Raw genomic sequence first — 22,475 nt, forward strand, 5'->3', positions numbered from 1 at the left:
GCCGGAAACTGTCTGCGTCCATATGTTCGGACGGGCCGACAGTCACCGCACCGCTGCCGATAGGCTGGGCGGATGACGCGAGCCGAGCAGCCAACGGTCGTGAGCCCCACCTCCGACACACTTGCCGCAGACTCACGCGAGCGCGCCGTACGGGCCCTGTTGCGTATTCCTCCGCTGAAGCGGTTGTGGAGCGCCCAGCTCGTCGGCGGAATCGGCGATGCACTCGCCCTTCTCGTGCTGGTGCTGCTGTCGCTGCAAGCGGCGGTCCTTGAGGGCTCATTCGGCACCGGATACCGCGGGGCGGCCTTCGCCGTCGCCGCCGTCTTCGGTGCCCGGATCCTTTCCACCCTGTTCTTCGGAGCCGTACTCCTGGGACCCCTGACGTCCCTCACGGGGCCCGGCGGAAAGCTGGACCGGCGATGGCTGATGATCGGGGTGGACGGGCTGCGCCTGGCGCTGCTGGTCGTCGCCCCGCTGTGGATCGACTGGATGCCCGACAAGGCGCTCATGATGATCCTGATCACCGTCTTCGTGGCCGGTGCCGGTGAGCGCCTGTGGGCCGTGGCCAAGGACAGCGCCGCCCCGGCGCTGCTGCCCGGCCCGCCCCTCGAAGGCGCGGCCGTACGCCCCCTGCCCGACCACCTCGACGCCCTGCGCCGGCTGTCGCTGCGGACGAACTTCCTCGCTGTGCCCGCCGCCGCGGTGGTCCTGCTGGCCGCCACGCTGGTCGGCAACCTCCTCGGCTCGGGCCTGGAGTGGTTCTCCTTCCACCAGGCGGCCCTGGGGTCCTATGTCGCGGCGGGGCTCTTCTCCGCCTCCATCTCCACCCTGTACTTCCTTCAGTTCCCCGCCGACCGGACGCCCCGGCCGCGCTCCCCGCTGGAGGGCCTGCGCCGCCCCGCCACCGGCACCGGCCCCGACAAGGGCCGCACCGGCGCCGTCCCCCTGCTGGTCGCGGTCTGCGCCTCCGTCGCCGGAGCCGTCGCCGCCGCGGCGGCCGTCACCGTCCTGCACGCCTACGACCTCGGCGGCGGTCCTGCCACCTTCGCGCTGCTGATCCTCGGACTGACCGGCGGCACCGCCCTCGGTATCCGCACCGCACGCCACGTACTGCCGACCCTGTCGCGCCGCCGTCTGCTGGCGCTGGCCGTCATGGTCACCGGCCTCGCGCTCCTCGCGCTCGGCCTGGTGCCGGACACCGCGACCGGGATCGCCATCGCCCTGCTCGCCGGTTACGCCGCCGGGGTCGCCGCGAACACCGGGCACACCCTGATCGACCAGGAGACCGAGGCGTTCCGGCAGGCCCGGACCACCGAGCACCTCCAGGCCGTTGTCCGGGTGCTCGTCGCGCTCGGCGCGGTCGCAGGCCCGTTGCTCGCCGCCGCGATCGACCGGCACCGGCTGGTCGCCGGTGACTTCGTCTTCGCCCACGGCGGGGCCGCCTTCACCCTGATGCTGCTCGGCGCGCTGCTGCTGCCCGTCGCCGCCTTCGTCCTCGCCAAGACGGACGACCGGGCGGGCGTGCCGCTGCGCCGGGACCTGCGCGAGGCGCTGCGCGGCGACGAACCGACCGTCGCGCCCGCGGCCACCGGCTTCTTCCTCGCTCTGGAGGGCGGCGACGGAGCGGGCAAGTCCACCCAGGTCGAGGCGCTCGCCGACTGGATCCGGTCCAAGGGCCACGAGGTCGTCGTCACCCGCGAGCCCGGGGCCACCCCCATCGGCAAGCGGCTGCGCTCGATCCTGCTCGACGTGTCCTCCGCCGGTCTCTCCAACCGCGCCGAGGCCCTGCTGTACGCCGCCGACCGCGCCGAGCACGTCGACTCCGTCGTCCGCCCGGCGCTGGAGCGCGGCGCGATCGTCATCTCCGACCGCTACATCGACTCGTCCGTCGCTTACCAGGGCGCGGGCCGGGACCTGGCCCCGACCGAGATCGCCCGGATCTCGCGGTGGGCGACGAGCGGCCTCGTACCGCATCTGACGGTGCTGCTGGACGTCGACCCGGCGACCGCCCGGGAGCGGTTCACGGAGGCGCCGGACCGGCTGGAGTCGGAACCGGCGGAGTTCCACGAGCGGGTACGGTCCGGGTTCCTGACCCTCGCCGCGGCCGACCCGGCCCGCTATCTGGTGGTGGACGCCGGCCAGGAGCCGGAGTCGATCACCACGGTCGTACGCCACCGGCTCGACCAGCTCCTCCCGCTCTCCGAGGCCGAGATCGAGGCCATCGAGGAGGCCCGGCGCAAGGCCGAGGAGGAGGCGCGGCGCAAGGCGGAGGAAGAGGCCGCCCGCAAGGCCGAGGAGGAGCGCCTGGAGAAGGAGCGCCAGGAGCAGCTCGCCCGGCTGCGCGCCGAGGAGGAGGAGCGCAAGCAGCGCGAGCTGGAGGAGGCCCGCCGCCGCGAGGCCGAACGTCAGGCGGAGGAGGCCCGGCAGCGCGCCGAGGAGGCCCGCCGCCGCGCCGAGGAGGACCGGCTCCGGCTGGAGGCCGAGGAGCGGGTCCGCGAGGCCGAGCAGGAGCGGCTGCGGCTGAAGGCCGAGGAGGAGGCCCGGCAGCGCCAGGAGGCCGAGGCGCAGCGGCTGGAGAAGCAGCGCAAGGCCGAAGAGGCCCTGCTGCGCGCCGAGGAGGCCCGCCGCCGGGCGGAGGCCGAGGCGGCCGCCCGTGCGGAAGCGGCGCGGGCCGAGGCCGAGCGCGCGGAGGCGGAGCGGGCGTCCCGTTCCCGCACGGATTCCCGCACGGATTCCCGTACGGATTCCCGCACGGATTCCCGTACGGAGACGTCCTCGCGCTCCGAGGGCGCGTCGGGGCCGACGGTGCCGGAGAACGAGATCACGGTCCCCACGCCGATCGTGAACCCGAACGAGATCACGCAGCCGGTTCCGACGGCGCGACCGGAGGATGACGGTCCTTCGGATTCTGGTTCCGCGGGTTCCGGTTCCGGTCGCTCAGGGGCCGGTCCGTCGGGTTCCGGTTCGGCTTCCGGGGACGACGAGACGACGATGCTGCCGCGCTACTCGGACCAGCGGTCGGCGGGGACGGCGGGGCCCTCGGGTCCTCGGCAGGCCCGGGACGCCGACGAGACCGCTGTGCTGCCGCCGGTACGGGACGATCAGCCGTCCGACCGGGTGCCCCAGGGCTTCTTCCGGGACGAGAGCCCTGCGCTCTCGCCCGCCGAGAGCGAGAACGAGCGCACCCGGGAACTGCCGCAGGTCGAGGACCCGAACGACCCGGCCCCGGACCGGCAGCAGCGGGCCCGCAAGCGCCCCCGCCCGGACTGGGCCGAGGAGACCCCGCTGGACGATCTGCCGACCCTGGCGGACGAGCTGCTCGGCGGCCAGGACGATGAGGGCCGCGGCGGCCGGGGACGCCGCCCGCGCGGCTGACGCGCCCGCGGCGCTGCAGTGACGTACCGGCCCGTCCGCCCCTCCGGGGGCGGGCGGGCCGGACTGTCAGTGGCGTCCCCCACAATGGAGAGCGACCAATGGAGAGCGACGACGCCCCGCGGTGTGCGGGCCGTGCACGACACCACCAAAAGGGCGGTGACCGATGACCGTATGGGACGACCTGGTCGGACAGGACCGAGTGCAGGAACAGCTCGCCGCTGCCGCCCGGGACGCCGATGCGCTGGTCACCGCCGTGTCCGACGGCAAGCCGCTGGACCAGGGCTCGAAGATGACGCACGCCTGGCTGTTCACCGGACCGCCCGGTTCCGGCCGGTCGACCGCGGCGCGGGCGTTCGCCGCCGCCCTCCAGTGCACGAGCCCGGACCGGGCGCTGGGCGGAGCCCCCGGCTGCGGTTTCTGCGACGGCTGCCACACGAGCCTGGTCGGTACGCACGCCGACGTCGAGGTCATCCGCACGGACCTGCTCTCCATCGGTGTGAAGGAGACCCGGGACCTGGTCAGGCGCGCCCAGCTCTCCCCGGCGGTCGGGCGGTGGCAGGTCATCGTCATGGAGGACGCCGACCGCCTCACCGAGGGCGCGGGCAACGTCCTGCTGAAGGCCGTCGAGGAGCCCGCGCCGCGCACGGTCTGGATGCTGTGCGCCCCCTCGCTCGAAGACGTGCTGCCCACGATCCGTTCCCGCTGCCGGCACCTCACCCTGAGCACCCCGCCGGTGGAGGCCGTGGCCGATGTCCTGATCCGCCGCGACGGTATCGACCCCGAGCGGGCGCACAACGCGGCGCGCGCCACCCAGGGGCACATCGGGCGGGCCCGCCGTCTCGCCACGGACGAGCGGGCGCGGGCGCGGCGGGCGGCGGTGCTGAAGGTTCCGCTGCGGGTCGCCGACGTGGGCGGTTGCCTCAAGGCGGCCCAGGAGCTGATCGACACGGCGACGGACGACGCCAAGCAGCAGGCGGAGGAGGTCGACGCGAAGGAGACCGAGGATCTCAAGGCGGCGCTCGGCGGGGTGGCCGGCGGCCGGATGCCGCGCGGCACGGCGGGGGCGATGAAGGAGCTGGAGGACAAGCAGAAGCGCCGCAAGACGCGTACGCAGCGCGACAGCCTGGACCTGGCGCTGACTGAGCTCACCGGGTACTACCGCGATGTGCTGGCGCTCCAGCTGGGTTCGAAGCTGGCCATCGCCAATGTCGACGTGCAGGACTCCCTCGACCGGATCGCGGAGTCCTCGACGCCCGCGCAGACCTTGCGCAGGATCGAGTCGGTGATCGCCTGCCGGGAGGCGATGGACCGGAATGTGGCGCCGCTGCTCGCGCTGGAGGCGATGACGATGGCGCTGCGGGCGGGCTGAGGTCTCCCGGCACCTGTTCGGCTGCGGGGTCCGGTTCAGCTACGGTTCCGGGTCCCTGTTCACCCGAATGAGCAGGGAATCGTACGACTCGTCACCCGGCGGATACGCTCGCTGAATGGATACCAGGCGCCTGCTCCGCACCTTCGCCATCGGGATCGGCACTGCCGGCCTGCTCATCTCCGGCTGCAGCGCCAGCGGCTCGTCGCCGACTGCCTCGGCCACCGGCACCGCGGCCCCCGAGGGGCTGTCGTCGTACTACACGCAGAAGCTGAGCTGGCGCGACTGCGGTGTGGAGGGGTTCGAGTGCGCGACGATGAAGGCGCCGAAGGACTACGACAAGCCGGACGACGGGGACATCGAGCTCGCCGTCTCCCGTAAGAAGGCCACCGGCCCCGGCAAGCGGATCGGTTCCCTCCTGGTCAACCCGGGCGGCCCCGGCGGCTCGGCGATCGGCTATCTCCAGGGGTACGCGGCACTCGGCTACCCCGCCCCGGTGCGGGCCCGCTACGACATGGTGGCCATCGATCCGCGCGGCGTGGCCCGCAGCGAGCCCGTCGAGTGCCTCACGGGCAAGGAGATGGACACCTACACCCAGGTCGACCAGACACCGGACGACGACGCGGAGGTCCGGAAGCTCACCGCCGCCTTCGAGAAGTTCGCGGCAGGCTGCGAGAAGCGGTCCGGCGAGATCCTCCCGTACGTCTCCACCGTCGACACGGCCCGCGACATGGACGTCCTGCGCGCGCTGCTCGGCGACGAGAAGCTGCACTACGTCGGGGCGTCGTACGGCACCTTCCTGGGCGCCACGTACGCGGACCTCTTCCCGCAGCGGGCCGGGCGCCTCGTCCTGGACGGTGCGATGGACCCGTCCCTGAAGGCGATCGACATGAACCGGGACCAGACGGCGGGCTTCGAGGGGGCCTTCCAGTCCTTCGCCGCCGACTGCGTGAAGCAACCGGACTGCCCGCTCGGCACCACGAGCACCGCCGACGCGGCAACCGCCCTCAAGCAGCTCTTCAAGGACCTGGACGCGAACCCGATCCCGACCGGCGACGACCGTGAGCTGACGGAGTCCCTGGCGACCACCGGGGTGATCGCCGCGATGTACGACGAGGCGGCCTGGCCGCAGCTCCGCGAAGCGCTGGAGGGCGCGCAGCGCAGCGACGGCTCCGGCCTCCTCTCGCTGGCCGACAGCTATTACGAGCGCGAGCCGAACGGGAAGTACGCGAACCTGATGTTCGCCAACGCCGCCGTGAACTGCCTGGACCTGCCGCCCGCCTTCGACGGACCCGACGCGGTCGAGAAGGCCGTCCCGGACTTCGAGAAGGCCTCCCCGGTCTTCGGCCGCGGCTTCGCCTGGGCCTCCCTGAACTGCGCGTACTGGCCGACGAAGGCCACCGGCACCCCGCACCGCACCGAGGCGAAGGGCGCCGCCCCGATCGTCGTCGTCGGCACCACCCGCGACCCGGCCACCCCGTACAAGTGGTCCGAGGCCCTCGCGGAGCAGCTCGCCTCCGGCACCCTGCTCACGTACGACGGCGACGGCCACACCGCGTACGGCCGGGGCAGCGACTGCATCGACACGGCGATCAACACGTACCTCCTGGAGGGCACCGCGCCCACCGACGGCAAGAAGTGCAGCTGACCCACTCTGACCAGCGAAAACGCCTTTGGGGGTGCCGTGTACGGAGCACCCCCGGAAACTGTGTAGACTTGGCTCCGCTGCTGATCGCACCATAGTGCGACAGGGCGCGCCGCCTTAGCTCAGTTGGCCAGAGCAACGCACTCGTAATGCGTAGGTCTCGGGTTCGAATCCCGAAGGCGGCTCCATGGTGAACCCCAGGTCAAGCCTTTGACCTGGGGTTTCTTGGCATTATTGGTCTTGGAAGCTGGGTAAATCGGGTGGGTAAATCGGGCCCTGTCTGTCTGTGCATCGTAATGCGTAGGTCGAAGGTTCGTTTCTGTGACGAGACCGACGAACCAAGGCTCTGAACTGGCCTTTTGCCTGCTCATAGGGGAGAGGTCAGGCTGGCGTAGCGGGTCCCGGTGGACAGCCGGTGGACAGCTGTGCGTGAAACCCCGTCAGTGGCTTTCGTCACTCCTTGGCCAACGGGTGAAATTCACCGGTCTCCGAGAGGGCCGCGGGCGGCGCCGGGACTGTTTGGCTCTGACATGAATCGATGGCGAGGAGGTCAGATCAGATCACGGGCGTGCGCGTGCGCGTGGGTCGTCAGGATGCGTACCGGCGATGCATAGCCGGTCCTGCCCGTCCTCGTCTGCTCGGTCGACCAGTTGCGCAGTGCCGCGGCCGCAGTACGGGGACCCGCCCGGAATACCGGCCCCTGTGAGGCGATACCGCTGCCGGTCAGCAACTCGTACGCGCTGTGAATCAGCAAGGAGCGGTCGGACGGATCCTGCCGGGTGACTCTCGTGCCCTCCGCCCATGCAACCAAGCGGCCTACGCGTTGTTCCCCGCGAAGCTGGCGGACAGCCCCCAGAAATCACCTGAGTAGGGTCAGGTCCTCCGCGGGCCCTGCTCCGTGCCCTGTGGGGCTGCCCCGCGCGGAAGGCCTTCTCGGATTCGTAACCCGTTACGGCGGCTGTTTCCCGGAGTAGTAGGGCGGTCGGGGTTCTCCTAGTTGAAAGCCCTTCTACCAGGGGCTTCTTGGCGCGGTCAGCCCAACGAGTAAGCCAGTGCGGCAGGTTGGAACAGACCCACTGGCAGGTGATCGACGGGATTCTTCACCGGGTGTGGACCGGCGTTCACTGGCGTGACCTGCCTGAAGGGTTCGGCCTGTGGAGACGGTTTACTACGAAAGACTGATGACGGCCGTCGGCATGTGGTCGGGAGTGACATGCAGGGCTCGCCTTCAAGGTTCCTCAGATCCGAAACCGTGGAAGAAGCTTCGCGCCAGCTTGTCGATGTCGAGCTGCGCCGGGTCGCGCCCGCTCATGATCCAGAAGAAGGTGGGTCCGATCAGCAGGTCGATTGCGTAATCATCGGCCGGCCGGTGCGGTTCGATGCGATGCAGGACAGCCCTCGCGCTTTCCTTGAGAACGTCTTTGGTCGCGATCAATCGCTTCACCGCCGGATCGTGCTGCGCGGCCGCCAGCAGGGCGCGGTAGCTGGCTCCAGCCGGTGAGTAGGCGAGGAAGCGCATCAGTGCGTCGAGGTAGGACGTGACCTCGGCGAGCCGGGTGCCCGCCGGCTCGACGAGGAGTTCCTCCTCGGCGTCGTCCACACATGCCTCGAAGAGGATCTCCGCCTTCGTCGACCACCAGCGGTAGACCGTCTGCCGCCCTACGCCCGCCCGTACAGCGATGCCCTTCATGGTCATCGCCGCATACCCGACCTCCAACAGCAGATCGTCGACGGCGTGCAGGACGGCCTCGCGCGCCTGCTCGCTGCGGGGTCGGCCACCGCGGCGTTTCGTCTCGATCATCCGGCCATGGTACCGAGACCGCCCGACGCGATCAGCGTCTCACCGAATAACTGGACACCGTGTACCGATACCTCTAGGGTTTCGGTACACGGTGAACCGAAACCGGTGGCGAGGATCACCGCCGCCCTCGTCACAGAGGTCACAACACCCGCAAGCTTCCCGGCTGGAATCCGACCCTCCCGGCCCGGTCGAGGCTCATCGTGACCACCATCCAGCATCCTGCGAGGAGATTCCCCATGTCCGACTTCGAGCCCGCCGTAACAGCGTTCATCCTCCTCAAGACCAATCGAGCCTGGCTGGAGCTGTCCGTGCCGGAGCGCGTCGCCGCCTTCCAGGAGAGCGTCCTGCCCGCCGTCAAGGACAAGGCCAAGGGCGTACGTTGGCGCTACTTCGACACAGAGTTCTACACAGCCCGCGTCACCGACATCTGGGTCTGGGAGGCGCGCGATCACCAGTCCTTCCAGTTGGTCGTCGAGGCGTTGCGCGAAACGCCGTTCTGGGACCACTACTTCGAGATCGTGGAAATTCTCGTGGGTGTCGAGAACGGGTATGCCAAGAACTACGACCCCGGCATTCTGGCGACCGTCAACGCCTGAGTGCCCGCCCGTTGGAGCTGCACGGTAGGCGGCCGTCCGGCGAACCGCGGTTCGGCCTTGGGCGAACCACGTACTGGAAGTGCGCCTGCCGACTCCCGGCCGCCTCGGTCGGCACCTGTCCGGTCGGGCCGGCACTCGCCCACGATGCGGCGGCCTTACTCTCGCCGCTCCAGGCAAGCCTGGACTCCGGTCTGGGTATCGCGGCCTTGGATGCTCGCTCCGCAGTGCGTGCTGCGGTCCGCCACCATCATCCTGTCCACCCGCGCAGGCCTGACTTCCGCCCTACGCCGCCGGCCGTGTTCGCCGGTTACTGGGATGCCACATCAACGCGTCCTGTCGCGAACCCTGGCAAACGCGTAATACCGCGTGTTCCTTCCGCTGAGTACGACACCCCGCCCCGTTGAGGAGCCTTGATGCCCGCTGTCCTGAACCCCGTCCTCGATCTTCTGACCGTACGTGGCACCGTCACCGAGGCCGAGCAGCTCACCGCCCGGATACGTCGGCTGCGCATCGAGAGCGGACAACTGGCCGACCTGGAGGTCCAGCCGGGCCAGCAGGTACGTGTCCTGGTCGGCAGACTCACTCTCCGTACGTACTCGATCTGGCACTACGACCCGTCCGGCGTCGTCGAGCTGTGCGTACTGGACCACGCCGCGGGTGGTCCGGGCGCCCGGTGGGGCCACGCCGCCGCACCGGGCGAACAGGTGCGGCTGCGGCGCCCCGAGGGCACCTTCACGCTGCGCCCCGACGCCGCCCACCACCTCTTCGTAGGCGACGAGACGGCCTCGGTCGCGTTCGGTGCCATGCTCGCGGCACTGCCCGGGGACGCCGCGGTCTCCGGGTGCATCGAGACAGCAACAGCCACGGACCGGCTGCCCCTGCCATGCGGCGACCGACTGGACTGGATACTCCGGGGTGAGACGTCACTGCCGGACGCGGTACGACGACTCGCCCCCGCACCCGGCGGGATCGCCTATGTGGCCGGAGAAGCACGGGACGTGCAAGCAGTGCGGCAGGTGCTCCGGGAAGCGGGCTGGGACCGGCGTGAGGTCCTGACCAAGCCCTTCTGGACACCGGGCAAGAAGGGCATGGAATGACTGCTTGGGCGCACTCCTCCGTCCGCCACTCGACTTGGCACTGTTTCTCGGATCATGTGTGGAGTCAGATGATGAGTGCTGCGAGCGTGACGGTGCCGAGGTAGTAGGCCCGTTTCCTGGTAGCAAGTGGCGACGGCGCGGAAGCCTTTCAGGCGGTTGATGGCACGCTCGGCTTGGCGCGCGTACTCGGGTTCGGACCGGGCCGCGGGTGCTGATCTATGGCGCGTCGTCCAGAGCCATCGCGCTCGCGGCCCGGCAAGTAGACCGGGTGAGAGGTGGTGGCGGGCCGGGCCTGCTGTGTCATGCAGACCCGGCCCCGCGGGCGTCGCTGCGGGAGAGGTGAAGGAGGGCCGTGTTGCCAGGATCAACATCACCGAGGCGCCCGCGCCGCTCCTCGGTGCACGCCCCCGTCACCGAGCCGACCGGTTATCCGGCCTCGCGCCCTGCGGCGTCCTGGTCGGCGAGGTTGGCCGCGTCGCGCACGTTCTTCGCCCACTGCCCCACCTGGTAGTCGTTCCACACGGCGGTAGCCGGCGGCAGGGCGGAACGACCACGGGTCCCACGGGCTCGCACTCCTCACTCTCCTGGCCCCGGTCGTTCGCCGTTGCCTGCTGTGCCCCCGAAGCCTGATGCCTTCGGGGGGCGATGATTTCGTGGTGGAGGGCCTTGGCCCGCGTGGCACGGGTAAGCGGCTCGACCGTGACATCGAGACGTACAAGAGCGTGTGGCTCGGCGAGACGCCGGCGGGCTGCGACAATCCGCTGGTGCCCAAGGGTAGCCGTGAGGTGCCCTTGCTCTTCGGTGGCATGGTTCAGGCGTCGTTCAACCGCGTGGCGCGCTCCGGCCGCGGTTACATCGGTGCATCGGTACCGGCACACATGATCGCCGGAGCCTTCGACGGCGTACGCACCGCCTGGAAGGAAGCTGGACGCGAGGGCTCTCCGTACCTGGTCGCCATCGCCTACTTCGCCGTCGCGGACACCGAGGGTGGCCGGGCGAACGTCTACGACTACTACTCCACAGCGGGAGCAGACACCGCCGGCTTCATCGCCTCAGCGGTGAGCGGAGGAACCGAAGAGATCGAAAAGACCGTCAGCGAGTTCGAGGCGATCGGAGCGGACGAGCTGATCCTCAATCCGACCAGCGACGACGTCGACGAGATCCTGCGCGTCGCCGATGTTGTTCTCTGACACGCCGCCTGTCGTTCCCTGTAATCCGTGACGTGGCGAGGGCAGGACCACCTTGATGCGAACAGCGGATCCGCAGTGCCGACAGGGGGCAGTGCTGAGGACATCCACCGTAAGCGAGCTGTCACGGGGAGAGTGGGGGAGACGCGAACGGCAGTCCAAAGCGGAGACTGTACGGGCCCGGACTGCCGGGGGCGCGTGTGTCGTGCTGGGGAGCTACGCCATGGGAGAGCGGAGCACCCGCCGTTCAGTGTGGCGACAGGGGGCTGCTAGGAATTCTCCGCTGATCATGTGTCTGCCTGTCTGCCCGTCTGCCTGTCTGCCTGTTGGCTCGTTGTGTCAGGCATGGGGCGGGGTGACTCGCATCTACCCGGTCCTTGACGCGGGCTCGGAGAGCCTTGTCCCGGAGATTCCGGGATCTCTCCCCCCTGCCCGAGACCATTTCGAGCAGGATCACCTCGCGCAGGAGAGTGGGATCGGCACAGGGGGGGGCTCTGTGGTGTGCCGCAGGATTGCGGTACGTCACTTACGACCCGGCTGAGCGAGCCCGAGCGAGCGGCTGTCGTCCGCCGCGGACGCGCCGTTGCCGAGCCCAACTCGGCTGCGCTGTCGCCCGCGGTCACGTTGATCATCAGCAGCGGGCCGGCCGTGTCGCAGATCAGATGACGGTGTCTGCCATTGATTTTCCTGCCTCCGCCGTAGCCCCGGCTGCCGCGTCGGCGACCGCGTCGGGCTTCACGGACTGCGAGTCGATGACCGCGACCGTCGACTACCTCCCGCCCGGCCCGCTTGCGTACCTTCCCACGCAGCCGGGCGTGGAGCTCTGCGATCAGTCCGGGCTCGCGGCGTCGGCCGGAAGTACGCGGAGACCCGGTCTCAGGCGGGGAAGTCCACCGGCTTCGCCCGCCACTTGATCCCGTTTCGAGGACGTAGAAGACAGCATCGAGCATCTGGCGGTGGCAGTAGCCCTTCGGACGCGTCCGCCCCGGCCACCGTCATGCACGGACACGAACAGATTCACCGCCACGGCGGACGCTCTCGATCACACCGCCCTGCAGATCGACAGGACGACGGCTTCCTGATGGTCCTGTTTCCCCCAACGGGTGGTTTTAGTAGTCAATGACCGTTGTTTGCGCATGATGCCCCCTCCGGTCAGTGATGATCTTCATCAGCTAGACCACTGCAGCTCAAATTGATGGGAAGAGGACTGTGGAACTCAGGGGAGAATCACGTCTGGTAGCCGGTGTCGCAGTTGCGGCGGTTGTCGGTGCCGCCACGGCCAGCGGGGTGACCCTTGCCCAGGCGAACCCGCCGGCCAAGGCTCCGGTGTCCTCGGTGCAGGTCGTCGTCGGCCCGGAGAGCGAGCCGGGACAACCGTCTTCGGCCCGCTGTCCGGAGGGCATGGGAGCAATCAACGGAGGCTTCCAGGCCACCTCCTTCAGCCGATCAGGCGGCGGAGATCCCTATGACGGCGTCACCGTCAATGCACCGTTCAAGGACGGGAAGGGCTGGAGCGCGATGCTGATGACCGGCAGGGTCATTGCCCGCGCGGTGTGCGTCCCCGAGGCCCAGGCTCCGCAGGCTGTGGTCGGCCCCGTCAGCCAGGAAGCGGACGTGTCCGTAGCGCGCTGCCCGGGAGACACCAAGGCCATCGCCGGCGGCTACGTCAGGGAAACCTGGTACAAGAACGGCTACGGCGAATCCCTCGACGACATCATCGTGAACGCACCCAACGACAGCGGCAGCGGCTGGGCCGCCAAGCAGTTCCACGGCAAGACCGTGGCCCGCGCTCTCTGCAGCTGAACAGACTCAGACCAACTGAGCCCTTCCACCATGCCGCTCGCCTCTTCAGCACTCCGGGATTCTGTGCACCCGGCGCGCTTCCGGTAAGCCCGGGCGGAACGGGCCAGCCGATGCGCAGGTCATCGACGAAGGCCGCGACGGTTCGGCGGAATCGCTAGCTCGGGTGTGAGGCGGTTCAAGTCGCTGGTGTGCCGGTCCGGAAGCCTGATCGTTCCCCACGGCCGGACGGTCTACTCGGCCCCGGCAGGCCGAACCGATCTCGGGGGCGCGGGGGTTCGTCTGGCGGCGTCGGTTCCGCGTCGGCGGCGATTTCTATCTCCCGGGGCTCTTGAGGCTTTCGCGGTGGCTCCTCTCGCATGAGCGCATGATTGCCAGTGACGCTCATGAGTCCGGTGAAGGTCGGGAAGCCGTGACCCGCGATGCAGCTGGAGCTGGAGGTATCCACGTCGGCGCGGGGCGTGGAGAGCGCGAGGCAAAGCCGCTCGGCCCCGCGAAGCCCAGGGTGACGATAGAGCGAAGGGTGGCCATCCTGTCGCCGCGCTGGTGGAGCAGGCTGTCGACCTGGTGGAGCCGGTCAAGCCGAGGCTACGTGGCTGGCTGCATGCGGGGATGGTCACCGCCTCGTTGATCGCGGGCATCGCGCTCATCTGGCTGGCTCGCACGCCGCAGGCGGCCTGGGACTGCACCGTTTACGCGGTCACGCCGGAGGAGCGGCCATACTCACCCTGATCGTGGTCGGCGGTCTCCTCTGCAGCGCGGGCGCTATCGTCTACGCACTGCAGCGCCCCGACCCGTCACCTCGGTGGTTTCGGGTTCCATCAGGTGTTCCACGCGCTCACCGTGGCAGCGTTCACCGTGCACTACATCGCCATCTTCTTGGCCGCTTGCTGACCAGTCACCGCTCATCGTGCACCAGGCCACCCTGGTTTCCGGCGGACGTGCTGGAGCCTTGTGTGAACGGGGCCTGTGTCCTGTCCGGCCGCGCCCCGACCGGACGTGCCCAGCTGCGGGTAACGGCCCTGGTCGGGTGCAAGGGTCTTGGCTGGGCTGACCTATCTGCGCTCCGCCGGTGGCTCAGGCAGAGAGCCTTTCTCGCTGGCACGTGAAAATCTGTGCTGGCCGAGGTAGACATTGGGGTGCGGGGTGGTTATGGTTTCTCTCGTAAGCGAGAAGGACGGCAGGGCCTGGTAGAGATGAACTACCGGGCAGCAGTGCTCAGTAGTTGCAGTGTGCAGGTCGGTGCGGTGGTGGAGTTCCGAAGCCGGTGTTCTTGCAGGATGGCGACGGGGCTGACGACCGGACCGGGTGGCCCGCCGTTTTCAGGGGCTGCCGTGAGCAGGAAGAGCAAGTGCAGTCAGCAGTACCAGTAGTCCCTCGGTAAATGGCGTCAGGCTGCGGCGCGCGTACCGGGAAGTCCGGCAGTGGGGTTCTAAGCCAGAGCAGACGCAGGACGGGCGACGGGGCTGGCTGCCGGAGTGGCGCTGTGAGAGGCCACCAGGAGTACGGAAGTGGTTTGTCCAGAGGGAAAGAACGGAGGAGTTGAGCGCCATCAGGATCGCCCGGGCGGCAGTGTTGGGCCCGGGTACCGCAGGACATCGTGAGTGAGGTGGTCTCCGGTCAAGCAACCGCGATCCCCGCAACCCCCGGATCTCTTCCCGGCAGGTATGCGGAAACACAGAGCCGGCGTAGCCGATCAAGGCCGGCTGATGGTGTAGCAGTTCCTTCGGGGCCCGGGTGCCACATGGCACCCGGGCCCCTCCGACGCGTGTTCCACAGGAAGGTACAGATGACAGCAGACGACTCGTTCGGCCGCCTTGACGACGACGACTACCCCGCCTACACCATGGGCCGGGCAGCCGAGATGCTCAACACCACACAAGGGTTCCTCCGCGCCATCGGCGAAGCCCGCCTCATCACCCCACTGCGCTCCGCGGGCGGCCATCGCCGCTACTCCCGTTACCAGCTCCGCATCGCCGCCCGCGCCCGCGAGCTCGTCGACGGCGGTACCCCGATCGAGGCCGCCTGCCGCATCGTCATCCTCGAGGACCAACTCGAGGAAGCCCGGCGCATCAACGCCGAACACCAACGAGACACCGAGCCGCCCGGCATGCCGACCTCGGCCTGAAGCGCCGCGCATCCGGTGGAAGGCCGGCAGGTGTCGGACTCACCTGCCGGAAGTGCGCTCAAGGGGCGTTTCCCTTGCGGTTGCCATGCTCAAAAGGGTGCTCTCGTCTTCGGCGTGGGTGCTCTGTCGCGCCGCTGTTTCTTCGCGCAATACGTCCATCGGCTGGTCGGGTCGGCGTCTGTAGGCGGCTTCAACCCAGTGAAGGGCGGGTCGCGGCGTCAGAGGCAGCTCCCCCGAGGCGTACCGCCCTGTTCGTGCCCTTCGGGCTACCGCGCCCTCCGGTCTGTCGCCCGGCGAGCGGCCGGCATCTCCGCACTGTGAAGGGTGAGGAACCTTCCGGCAACGCTGTGCTCAGGGCGGGCCGATATCTATGGCCATGGCATGAGAGTTCAATACGCCGCACTGGGAGTGTTTTTACCGCAGCAAAGACGCTGGAATTTTTCACCGTACGCGGACCGCTACGGCATGCTACTGTCGATCTCGGTTGCAGTTGTGGTTCCCAAAACTTCAAGCTTCTGCGTGGGTATTTTCGACCGCTGGAAGCTTCATTGTATTTCCGGTTCTTTCCGGGCGGGGCATCATCGCGGCGACGCGGTATCCGTGCATCACGGATCCCGACGACCTGCCCCGAAGGAGACATGACATGGCGTCAGGCACTGTGAAGTGGTTCAACGCAGCCAAGGGTTTCGGCTTCATCGAGCAGGACGGTGGCGGCGCTGACGTGTTCGCCCACTTCTCGAACATCGCCGCCCCGGGCTTCCGCGAGTTGCTCGAAGGCCAGAAGGTCACCTTCGACATCGCACCGGGCCAGAAGGGCCCGACGGCCGAGAACATCGCTCCCGCCTGACGCTGACGCGCACTTCGTAGCTGTGGCCCGCATCCTTCGGGGTGCAGGCCCCAGCTCCGGGCATTCTCCCTGAGCGGTGCCACATGCGGTGAAATGCTCACCCGCAGAGTTTTTCCGCTGCTCACTCCTTGCGAGTCCCGCCTACCGGTGGAACTGGATTCTTCGCCCTCGCGGCGTCGCCCGTTCCACGACCTGCCTCCCCATTCGGGATCAACCGCAGGCCCCATTTGATTCCCCATTCTTCTCGGCCCGTTCTCGTGATTCCCCGCGCTGTTCTTCCGCTGCGGGAATTCCTTGATACGTGCCGTATCAAGGAAGGTTCTGAATGAACCCCACACGTACGAACAACCGCTCTTCACGTGCCCGCAGCCGTACCACCGACTCCGGCCGGGGCGGTAGCCGCTTCAACTCGACCGCCCCGACCCGTTCCGCTGCCCCGGCCCGTTCCGGCGGTCCGGGCCGCTCGGATGGGCAGGGGCGGAGGCCCGCCGCGGTCCAGGGCGAGTTCGCCCTGCCGGTCACGGTCACTCCCGCGCTTGCGGCCGTCGATGCGTTCGCCGACCTCGACATGCCGGCACAGCTGCTGGCGGCGCTGACCGCGCAGGGGGTGAGCGTTCCGTTCCCGATCCAGGGGGCGACCCTGCCCAACACCCTCGCGGGCCGCGACGCCCTGGGGCGGGGGCGCACCGGCTCCGGGAAGACCCTCGCCTTCGGACTGGCCATGCTGGCCCGCACCGCCGGTCAGCGTGCCGAGCCCCGTCAGCCTCTGGCCCTGGTCCTCGTGCCGACGCGTGAGCTGGCCCAGCAGGTGACCGACGCCCTGGCTCCCTACGCCCGCTCGGTGAGGCTGCGGCTGGCCACGGTCGTCGGCGGGATGTCGATCGGGAGGCAGGCCAGCGCGCTGCGCGGTGGTGCCGAGGTCGTCGTGGCGACGCCGGGCCGGCTCAAGGACCTCATCGACCGCGGTGACTGCCGACTTGACCAGGTAGCAATCACCGTGCTGGACGAGGCCGACCAGATGGCCGACATGGGCTTCATGCCCCAGGTCACCGAACTCTTGGACCAGGTCCGCCCCGAGGGCCAGCGCATGCTGTTCTCCGCCACCCTGGACCGTAACGTCGACCGCTTGGTCCGCCGCTACCTCAGCGACCCGGTCGTCCACTCCGTCGATCCCTCCGCCGGTGCGGTCACCACGATGGAGCACCACGTGCTCCACGTGCACGGCACGGACAAGAACCGTACGACCACCGAGATCGCGGCGCGCGACGGGCGGGTCATCATGTTCCTGGACACCAAGCGGGCCGTGGACAAGCTCACCGACCACCTGCTGGCCAGCGGTGTGAGGGCCGCGGCGCTGCACGGCGGGAAGGCCCAGTCCCAGCGCACCCGGACCCTGACCCAGTTCAAGACCGGGCACGTCACCGTACTCGTGGCCACGAACGTCGCCGCGCGCGGCATCCACGTCGACAACCTCGACCTCGTCGTCAACGTCGACCCGCCGACCGACCACAAGGACTACCTCCACCGCGGCGGCCGAACCGCCCGGGCGGGGGAGTCCGGCAGCGTCGTCACCCTGGTCACTCCCAACCAGCGCCGCGACATGACCCGCCTCATGACCGCCGCCGGCATCGTGCCCCAGACCACCCAGGTCCGCTCCGGCGAAGAGGCACTCGGCCGCATCACCGGCGCCCAGACCCCCTCCGGCATTCCCGTGACGATCACCGCGCCGGTAGTCGCGCGGCGTGAGCGCAGCCGCAGCGCGTCCTCTCGCGGCCGGCGCAGCCCCGCCTCCGCAGCCCGGCGCGTGAGCGCACATCAGTCCTCCTTCGACGCCGCAGCCTGAGAACTCCGTGATCCGGAAACTCACCCACCACTGCAGGAGGCACCTTTTGACGCTCGTCCAGATGCAGCCCAGCGGGACGCATGCCACTGCCGGAGGCAGGACGGTGGCCGACACCATGGACAGCGCCGGGCCGCAGGTCTGCGATGACATGACCGTCGAGGTCGCCCTGTCCGTCATGGCCAGCGCCCGCACCGGGCATCTGCTTGTCTGCGACGGCAGCGGCCGGTGCACCGGACTGGTCACCCACGCCCAGCTCGCAGCAGTTCGTGATGGCGCCGCGTACTCGGACAGGGTCCGGCTGCGGGACATCCTCGGCGACCGCGGACCGTTCACCTCACCGGTGACCACCGTGGCCGAAGCCGGCCACATGATGCGCTACAGCCAAGTCGATGCCCTGCCCGTGGTCGACGAACACGGCAGCGCCCTGGGCGTCTTCGCCCTCGCCCGCTGAGCCGTCCCCTCCGCGGCAGAACCACTCCCTCTTCGTTCCTCTCTCTGTGAGGCATCATGCGCTGTGTCATCGCCCGCTTCCCGTTCGACCTCACCAGGAGCGGCGTCCTGGAATCGATGAAGGGCATCAAGCCAGAGCACGCTCCCGGTGAGTCCGTGATCATCGGCCGACGGACCTACCCCGTCAAACAGGTCGGACAGGTCATCACACGCCAGGACCGCCGCGACTTCAGCGCAGGAGAAGTGCTGCGGGCCATGACCCAGCTCGGCTTCACCTGCCGCGACCTGGCCCCGGCCCCCGCACCCACTCGCGTTCTCAATCCTGTGCAGCAGGCATCCGCAATGCTCGGCGCCCCTGCGGCCGCTTGAGCGACGGGCAGGCGTGAGCCGCCGGCAAGCAGTGGTGAGGGGCCGTCCGGAGCATCCGGGCGGCCCCTCACCGTGTGCTGGAGCAGTCCGGCCCGGCAGTGTCTCAGTGGTCGGAGTAGCTGAAGTCGCCCATCGTCCAGGCGCTGACGTCCTCGATCGCGACCCGGTACATCCCGCCCGTCTCCGGGATCCCCACCGTGCCCTGCAGAATCCGCGCCACGTGGAAGTGCAGATGCGTGGGCGGCCCTTCCTCGGGTGCAGCGGTGGCGAACATGGCGGAGAAGTCGCTCAGGCGGGCCGAGTCCGCTAGGACCTCCGACACCCGCTGCCTCCAGACGGCCTCGGGTGCCAGCCGGCCCGTGATGACAGCTCCACCGGCGACCACGGTCAGTGCCATCTGATTGCTGCGCCCGGATTCCACCAGGGCGGCAACGTCAACAAGCAGCGCGTCAGGCTTCGACATAGGCCCGATTATATTCGTCGAACATCGGCAGGCTCTCCCGCGCTGCCGCTGCGAGCAGGACAGCACTGAGGCCCTGTTGCCCAAGGCGCCGAACCGCCTGTCAGTGGCACCGGAGCCAACGCTCCTCCTGCCCCGCGGACGCCTGCTCCGAGAAGGAGACGAGTCGGCTCACCTCTGTATCGAGTCGATCCTCGCGCTCGGCGCACGGTCCGATGCGGGCATGCAGACCGGGCACCTTCAGCTTCGACGTCCTGCGGCCGTCGAGGGAGAGGTGTGCTGTCCTGCCGCCGGGGAAGCCTCGGAGACGTCGGCGCCCTGGTCCGCGTCGCGGCGGGTGGGCTCGGTGCCGTACCAGTCCAGACACATCACGGTGGCGTCGTCGTCCAGGCGCCCGTGATGGGCTTGGACGACGTGCTCGATCAGGAATCGGGCGGCCTCCCGCGGGTGCAGGTCCTGGGTGCTCTCGATGAGGGCCGGCAGATCGAGAGCCGCAGCGCTGCGCTCCAGCATTCCGTCGGTGAGCATGACCATCCGGTCGCCGACCTGCAAGTCCAGCTCCTGGACCGTGTAGGTGTGGGGTGCTGTGAAGCCGAAGGGCATGTCGACGGCCGGTGTGATCTCCTCGACCTTTCCGCCGCGCAGACGCAGGGGCCAGGGGTGGCCGGCGTTGATGAACTCGGTTCGACCGTCACGCAGGCCGATCCGCAGCAGTTGTCCGGTGACGTAGCGGCCGCCGCTGTGCTCGGCCACGGCCTGGTCGGCGGCCCGCGCCTGCTCGGCGAGGTCGGCTCACTGCCTGCGGGCACGGCGCAGCGCGCCGACGAGGAGGGTGGCCAGGAGGGCGGCGTCCACGTCGTGCCCCCATGGCATCGGTGACGGACAGCTGGACGTAGTCGCGGTCTATGACGTAGTCGAAGGTGTCGCCGCCGACATGCTCGGCCGGCTCCAAGGCCCCGGCGACCGCGAACTGGGCCGCCTCGCAGGCCAGTGACGTGGGCAGCAGCCGGTGCTGGATCTCTGCGGCCAGGCCCAGCGGGGAAGTACGCCGGCCCCACTGATACAGGTCGGTGAAGGGCCGGTTCGCGATGATGATGTAGGCCAGTGCGTGGGCGCTCCGCCTGATTCTCAGGAGTGCGTCCGCCCCTGGGTACTGGGGCAGATGGAGCTCAAGCAGCCCGATCGCGTCCCCGCGATTGGTGACCGGTGCGATCACCCGCGTCCACTTACCGCCCTCCACGGCTTCCACATGCGGCCTCTGGGTCCGGATCACCTTGTCGTAGACGGTGCCGGAGACGGCGATCGGATCTGCGGAACGATCCAGGTCGATGCCGTCCGCGGTGCCCAGGCGGACGACGGAGGCACCCGTGAAGTCGGTGATCAGGAACGACACCGACCGGGCTCCGAGCTGTCTTCTCAAAGAAGCGGCTATGACGTCGACAGACTCCACCGGCGGCGCAGCCTCCGCCGCGGCCAGCGCCTCACCCAGGCCGTCCTTCTCAATGTCCCGCATGGAAGCGACCTCCCGCCGGCGTGCCCGCGTGTACGTGCCTGGCGACACGACTTTCCGGCCGAGCACGACAGGCAAGCTACCCCGCCGCAGGGGCACGGCATACCTTCTCGGTCGTGCGACGCGCCCCCGGCACAGCGGATCTGCTCTCGCCGCGGATGTCGTGTTGCGGGGATCCGTCGCGAGCCGACCTCAAGGATGCGCAGCCGCTGCGGTGCGTCTGCCGACACCTTGGGCGGGGGCACCAGCGGGTATCGGCCTTGATCCAATGGAGAGGGCGGAGCCCGGTCGTGACCGACTTTCCGGCCCGGCGGGAGTGGAGCTCACGGGACCGGAAGCGGAGGTGGTGAGGTGCCTGGCCAGTCCTGAGGCACCGGTACGGCGCGGACCACCTCGGGAGCCCTCATTCGAACCGATCCCGCTGGGCCTCCTAAGGGGCTTCTGCTTCCAGGTGGAGTCGGCGCAATGTGCCTTCCGTCTCACGCCTGAAGTGTTCGAAGGACATCAGACGCTGCCACAACGGGTCAGGACGGCAAGGGACGGCGGCTCCTTCGGATGACCATTCTTCGGCGAGTCGGCTGTACAGAGGTGTACTCCCGTTCATCGCTTCGTTAGAAGCCTGCTCTCGGGCGTGAGCCGGACTGCAGGAATGTCTGCCGCGCGCTTGCTCCGGAAGACGAGGGCCCGCTCTGCGCTTGCCGGTGTCGGCCGGTGCGCTTCGGTTCGATTCGGCCCCATGGTCATTCGTCACACATGCCGGAACGATTCCTCCACCTCTCCGGATACTGCTGCCGTACTCCGTCGGCTGTGCGGCGCGGTGGGATCAGATGATCTGAGCCGCATCGAGGCTCGGGTAGATGTCCAGGACTGCGTCGATGCCCCGGATGCTGAGCAGGCGTGTGAGCCTGGGAGAAGGGCTGACAATGCGCAGGTCGGTCTGCCGATGGGTGGTGAGGATCAGTACGAGGAACATCGAATCGGCGAACGTGATGCCGCTGGCGTCCAGAATCACTCCCCCGCTGGCCGCGACGGCGGACTCGATCTGCGCTTGCAGAGACGGCAGGGACTCGAAGTCGAATTCTCCGCGAGGGGCGATCACCGGCAGCGGCCCGGAACCAGTGTGCCGAGGGGCGGAAGACGTCATGAGGTGAGTATCGCTTCCCGTTGCCCTTCGGATCATCCATCAGAGTGCCAAGTTGCGTCACCGCTTCACGGCAGTTCATGCCTGCCGGTGCTGCTCGATCTCTTGGCTACGGACAGGGCACTAGCCCCAGCGGCACTCGCATGTCTCGGTAAACGGCGTCAGGCTGCGGCGCGCGTACCGGGAGGTTCGGCAGTGGGGTTCTAAGCCAGGTCAAACGCAGGACGGGCGACGGGGCTGACTGCCGAAGTGGCGCTGTGAGAGGTCACTAGCGGTTCGCAGTATCAGCAGTACGCCCTACCGGCGCAGTATCAGGGCCGGTGGGTGGTGCAGCACTGCATTCGGGCCCCGCTGCCAACGGCGCCGGGGTCCGCATGCGTTGTGCGGAGTGGGCCTGCGGTGGCTCTGGGCGGCCGCGCGTTGTAGAGGAGTGACAGCCGTCCACGTGTCCCCGCCCGAAGGGCTTGCTCCCGTGGGAAGTCACGTGGCCCGAGGGGGATGCGCGGCCGGGCGGCCTCACCGGTGGACGGGCGGTGGGCAGACGCCTTTGGACGGTGCAGTACGGGGTGGCACAGGCCAAGTGGCTGCGCATGCTCTGACCAGTACGAACGTCATGAGACAGCACAACAAGGCACCACCCGACATTATCGCTCGCGGTCTCGTAATGCGTAGGTCTCGGGTTCGAATCCCGAAGGCGGCTCAACAGTGAACCCCAGGTCAGGCTCCTGACCTGGGGTTTCTTGTTTTAAATTACCTTGAAATCCTGTCAAATCGGGCAACGCTCGTCTGTGCAGGTAATGCGCAGGTCTCCGGTTTGTTTTCGCTGGCGCCTGTGAGCTTCGGCAAGGTTCTGACCTGCT

18 protein-coding genes, 1 tRNA gene and 1 pseudogene are annotated in these 22,475 nt (G+C 68.7%); 15 read left to right on the forward strand and 5 right to left on the reverse strand.

Annotated features, from left to right (window positions below):
- Positions 1-72 precede the first annotated feature (72 nt).
- The 5 genes from tmk (at position 73) to WQO_RS37415 (ending at position 7,568) form a co-directional block, all read left to right on the forward strand.
- Complete coding sequence (gene tmk / locus WQO_RS19350; RefSeq protein WP_029181845.1) at positions 73-3,375, forward strand: dTMP kinase; 3,303 nt, start codon at positions 73-75, stop codon at positions 3,373-3,375.
- 163 nt (positions 3,376-3,538) lie between these two features.
- Positions 3,539-4,744 (forward strand): DNA polymerase III subunit delta', encoded by a 1,206-nt coding sequence (locus WQO_RS19355; protein ID WP_010056056.1) that lies wholly within the window; start codon positions 3,539-3,541, stop codon positions 4,742-4,744.
- Between the two features lie 115 nt (positions 4,745-4,859).
- Positions 4,860-6,389, forward strand: coding sequence for an alpha/beta hydrolase (locus tag WQO_RS19360; protein ID WP_010056055.1), 1,530 nt, complete (start codon positions 4,860-4,862; stop codon positions 6,387-6,389).
- 108 nt (positions 6,390-6,497) lie between these two features.
- A tRNA-Thr gene (locus WQO_RS19365) sits at positions 6,498-6,574 on the forward strand.
- Positions 6,575-7,409: 835 nt separating this feature from the next.
- Positions 7,410-7,568 carry a transposase gene (locus WQO_RS37415; RefSeq protein ID WP_079055580.1) on the forward strand — a complete coding sequence of 53 codons (159 nt, stop codon included), beginning with the start codon at positions 7,410-7,412 and terminating at the stop codon, positions 7,566-7,568.
- Positions 7,569-7,614: 46 nt separating this feature from the next.
- On the opposite strand, the gene WQO_RS19370 is transcribed toward WQO_RS37415, so the two are convergent.
- Positions 7,615-8,187 carry a TetR/AcrR family transcriptional regulator gene (locus WQO_RS19370; protein WP_010056053.1) on the reverse strand — a complete coding sequence of 191 codons (573 nt, stop codon included), beginning with the start codon at positions 8,185-8,187 and terminating at the stop codon, positions 7,615-7,617.
- Between the two features lie 236 nt (positions 8,188-8,423).
- Between WQO_RS19370 and WQO_RS19375 the strand changes: the two genes are divergently transcribed.
- Both WQO_RS19375 and WQO_RS19380 read left to right on the forward strand, forming a co-directional pair.
- The gene (locus WQO_RS19375; RefSeq protein ID WP_010056052.1) at positions 8,424-8,783 is read left to right on the forward strand and encodes a darcynin family protein; all 360 of its coding nucleotides are present in this window, start codon (positions 8,424-8,426) and stop codon (positions 8,781-8,783) included.
- A 413-nt stretch (positions 8,784-9,196) separates the two neighbouring features.
- Entirely contained in the window at positions 9,197-9,880 is a 684-nt protein-coding gene (locus tag WQO_RS19380; protein WP_058954040.1) for a siderophore-interacting protein, read from the forward strand.
- A 426-nt stretch (positions 9,881-10,306) separates the two neighbouring features.
- Here the strand turns inward: WQO_RS19380 and WQO_RS36150 are convergent, their stop codons facing one another.
- Positions 10,307-10,453, reverse strand: coding sequence for a hypothetical protein (locus WQO_RS36150; protein WP_158073256.1), 147 nt, complete (start codon positions 10,451-10,453; stop codon positions 10,307-10,309).
- 83 nt (positions 10,454-10,536) lie between these two features.
- On the opposite strand from WQO_RS36150, the gene WQO_RS19385 reads away from it, so the two are divergent.
- From WQO_RS19385 to WQO_RS19420, 8 genes are all read left to right on the forward strand, one after another.
- The gene (locus WQO_RS19385; RefSeq protein ID WP_237274148.1) at positions 10,537-11,070 is read left to right on the forward strand and encodes an LLM class flavin-dependent oxidoreductase; all 534 of its coding nucleotides are present in this window, start codon (positions 10,537-10,539) and stop codon (positions 11,068-11,070) included.
- A 1,284-nt stretch (positions 11,071-12,354) separates the two neighbouring features.
- Positions 12,355-12,870 carry a hypothetical protein gene (locus WQO_RS19390; protein WP_143203394.1) on the forward strand — a complete coding sequence of 172 codons (516 nt, stop codon included), beginning with the start codon at positions 12,355-12,357 and terminating at the stop codon, positions 12,868-12,870.
- A gap of 543 nt (positions 12,871-13,413) precedes the next feature.
- Positions 13,414-13,599: a hypothetical protein gene (locus WQO_RS37420; RefSeq protein WP_010056048.1), complete on the forward strand. Its 186-nt coding sequence runs from the start codon at positions 13,414-13,416 to the stop codon at positions 13,597-13,599.
- Between the two features lie 1,057 nt (positions 13,600-14,656).
- Complete coding sequence (locus tag WQO_RS19400) at positions 14,657-14,995, forward strand: helix-turn-helix domain-containing protein (RefSeq protein ID WP_010056047.1); 339 nt, start codon at positions 14,657-14,659, stop codon at positions 14,993-14,995.
- 643 nt (positions 14,996-15,638) lie between these two features.
- Positions 15,639-15,842, forward strand: a complete 204-nt coding sequence (locus WQO_RS19405) for a cold-shock protein (protein WP_010056046.1) — start codon at positions 15,639-15,641, stop codon at positions 15,840-15,842.
- Between the two features lie 325 nt (positions 15,843-16,167).
- Positions 16,168-17,685, forward strand: a complete 1,518-nt coding sequence (locus WQO_RS19410) for a DEAD/DEAH box helicase (protein WP_010056045.1) — start codon at positions 16,168-16,170, stop codon at positions 17,683-17,685.
- A 46-nt stretch (positions 17,686-17,731) separates the two neighbouring features.
- Positions 17,732-18,136 (forward strand): CBS domain-containing protein, encoded by a 405-nt coding sequence (locus WQO_RS19415; RefSeq protein ID WP_029181844.1) that lies wholly within the window; start codon positions 17,732-17,734, stop codon positions 18,134-18,136.
- A gap of 56 nt (positions 18,137-18,192) precedes the next feature.
- Complete coding sequence (locus tag WQO_RS19420) at positions 18,193-18,504, forward strand: SCO5918 family protein (protein ID WP_010056041.1); 312 nt, start codon at positions 18,193-18,195, stop codon at positions 18,502-18,504.
- A gap of 103 nt (positions 18,505-18,607) precedes the next feature.
- Here the strand turns inward: WQO_RS19420 and WQO_RS19425 are convergent, their stop codons facing one another.
- The 3 genes and pseudogenes from WQO_RS19425 to WQO_RS19435 all read right to left on the reverse strand — a co-directional run bounded on the left by WQO_RS19425 (position 18,608) and on the right by WQO_RS19435 (position 21,618).
- Positions 18,608-18,967, reverse strand: a complete 360-nt coding sequence (locus WQO_RS19425) for a hypothetical protein (protein ID WP_010056039.1) — start codon at positions 18,965-18,967, stop codon at positions 18,608-18,610.
- Positions 18,968-19,204: 237 nt separating this feature from the next.
- Positions 19,205-20,477 (reverse strand): annotated as a pseudogene (locus WQO_RS19430) (PP2C family protein-serine/threonine phosphatase).
- Between the two features lie 820 nt (positions 20,478-21,297).
- Complete coding sequence (locus WQO_RS19435) at positions 21,298-21,618, reverse strand: STAS domain-containing protein (RefSeq protein WP_010056038.1); 321 nt, start codon at positions 21,616-21,618, stop codon at positions 21,298-21,300.
- Positions 21,619-22,475 lie beyond the last annotated feature (857 nt).

The organism is Streptomyces globisporus C-1027 (assembly GCF_000261345.2).
Taxonomy (GTDB): domain Bacteria; phylum Actinomycetota; class Actinomycetes; order Streptomycetales; family Streptomycetaceae; genus Streptomyces; species Streptomyces pakalii.

Bases quoted from the DNA above. Each gene is read 5' to 3' on its own strand.
- WQO_RS19405 (WP_010056046.1), top strand. From the start codon at position 15,639: ATGGCGTCAGGCACTGTGAAGTGGTTCAACGCAGCCAAGGGTTTCGGC.
- WQO_RS19370 (WP_010056053.1), bottom strand. From the start codon at position 8,187: ATGATCGAGACGAAACGCCGCGGTGGCCGACCCCGCAGCGAGCAGGCG.
- WQO_RS19435 (WP_010056038.1), bottom strand. From the start codon at position 21,618: ATGACGTCTTCCGCCCCTCGGCACACTGGTTCCGGGCCGCTGCCGGTG.
- WQO_RS19380 (WP_058954040.1), top strand. From the start codon at position 9,197: ATGCCCGCTGTCCTGAACCCCGTCCTCGATCTTCTGACCGTACGTGGC.
- WQO_RS19355 (WP_010056056.1), top strand. From the start codon at position 3,539: ATGACCGTATGGGACGACCTGGTCGGACAGGACCGAGTGCAGGAACAG.
- WQO_RS19410 (WP_010056045.1), top strand. From the start codon at position 16,168: ATGAACCCCACACGTACGAACAACCGCTCTTCACGTGCCCGCAGCCGT.
- tmk (WP_029181845.1), top strand. From the start codon at position 73: ATGACGCGAGCCGAGCAGCCAACGGTCGTGAGCCCCACCTCCGACACA.
- WQO_RS19425 (WP_010056039.1), bottom strand. From the start codon at position 18,967: ATGTCGAAGCCTGACGCGCTGCTTGTTGACGTTGCCGCCCTGGTGGAA.
- WQO_RS19375 (WP_010056052.1), top strand. From the start codon at position 8,424: ATGTCCGACTTCGAGCCCGCCGTAACAGCGTTCATCCTCCTCAAGACC.
- WQO_RS19360 (WP_010056055.1), top strand. From the start codon at position 4,860: ATGGATACCAGGCGCCTGCTCCGCACCTTCGCCATCGGGATCGGCACT.
- WQO_RS19400 (WP_010056047.1), top strand. From the start codon at position 14,657: ATGACAGCAGACGACTCGTTCGGCCGCCTTGACGACGACGACTACCCC.
- WQO_RS19420 (WP_010056041.1), top strand. From the start codon at position 18,193: ATGCGCTGTGTCATCGCCCGCTTCCCGTTCGACCTCACCAGGAGCGGC.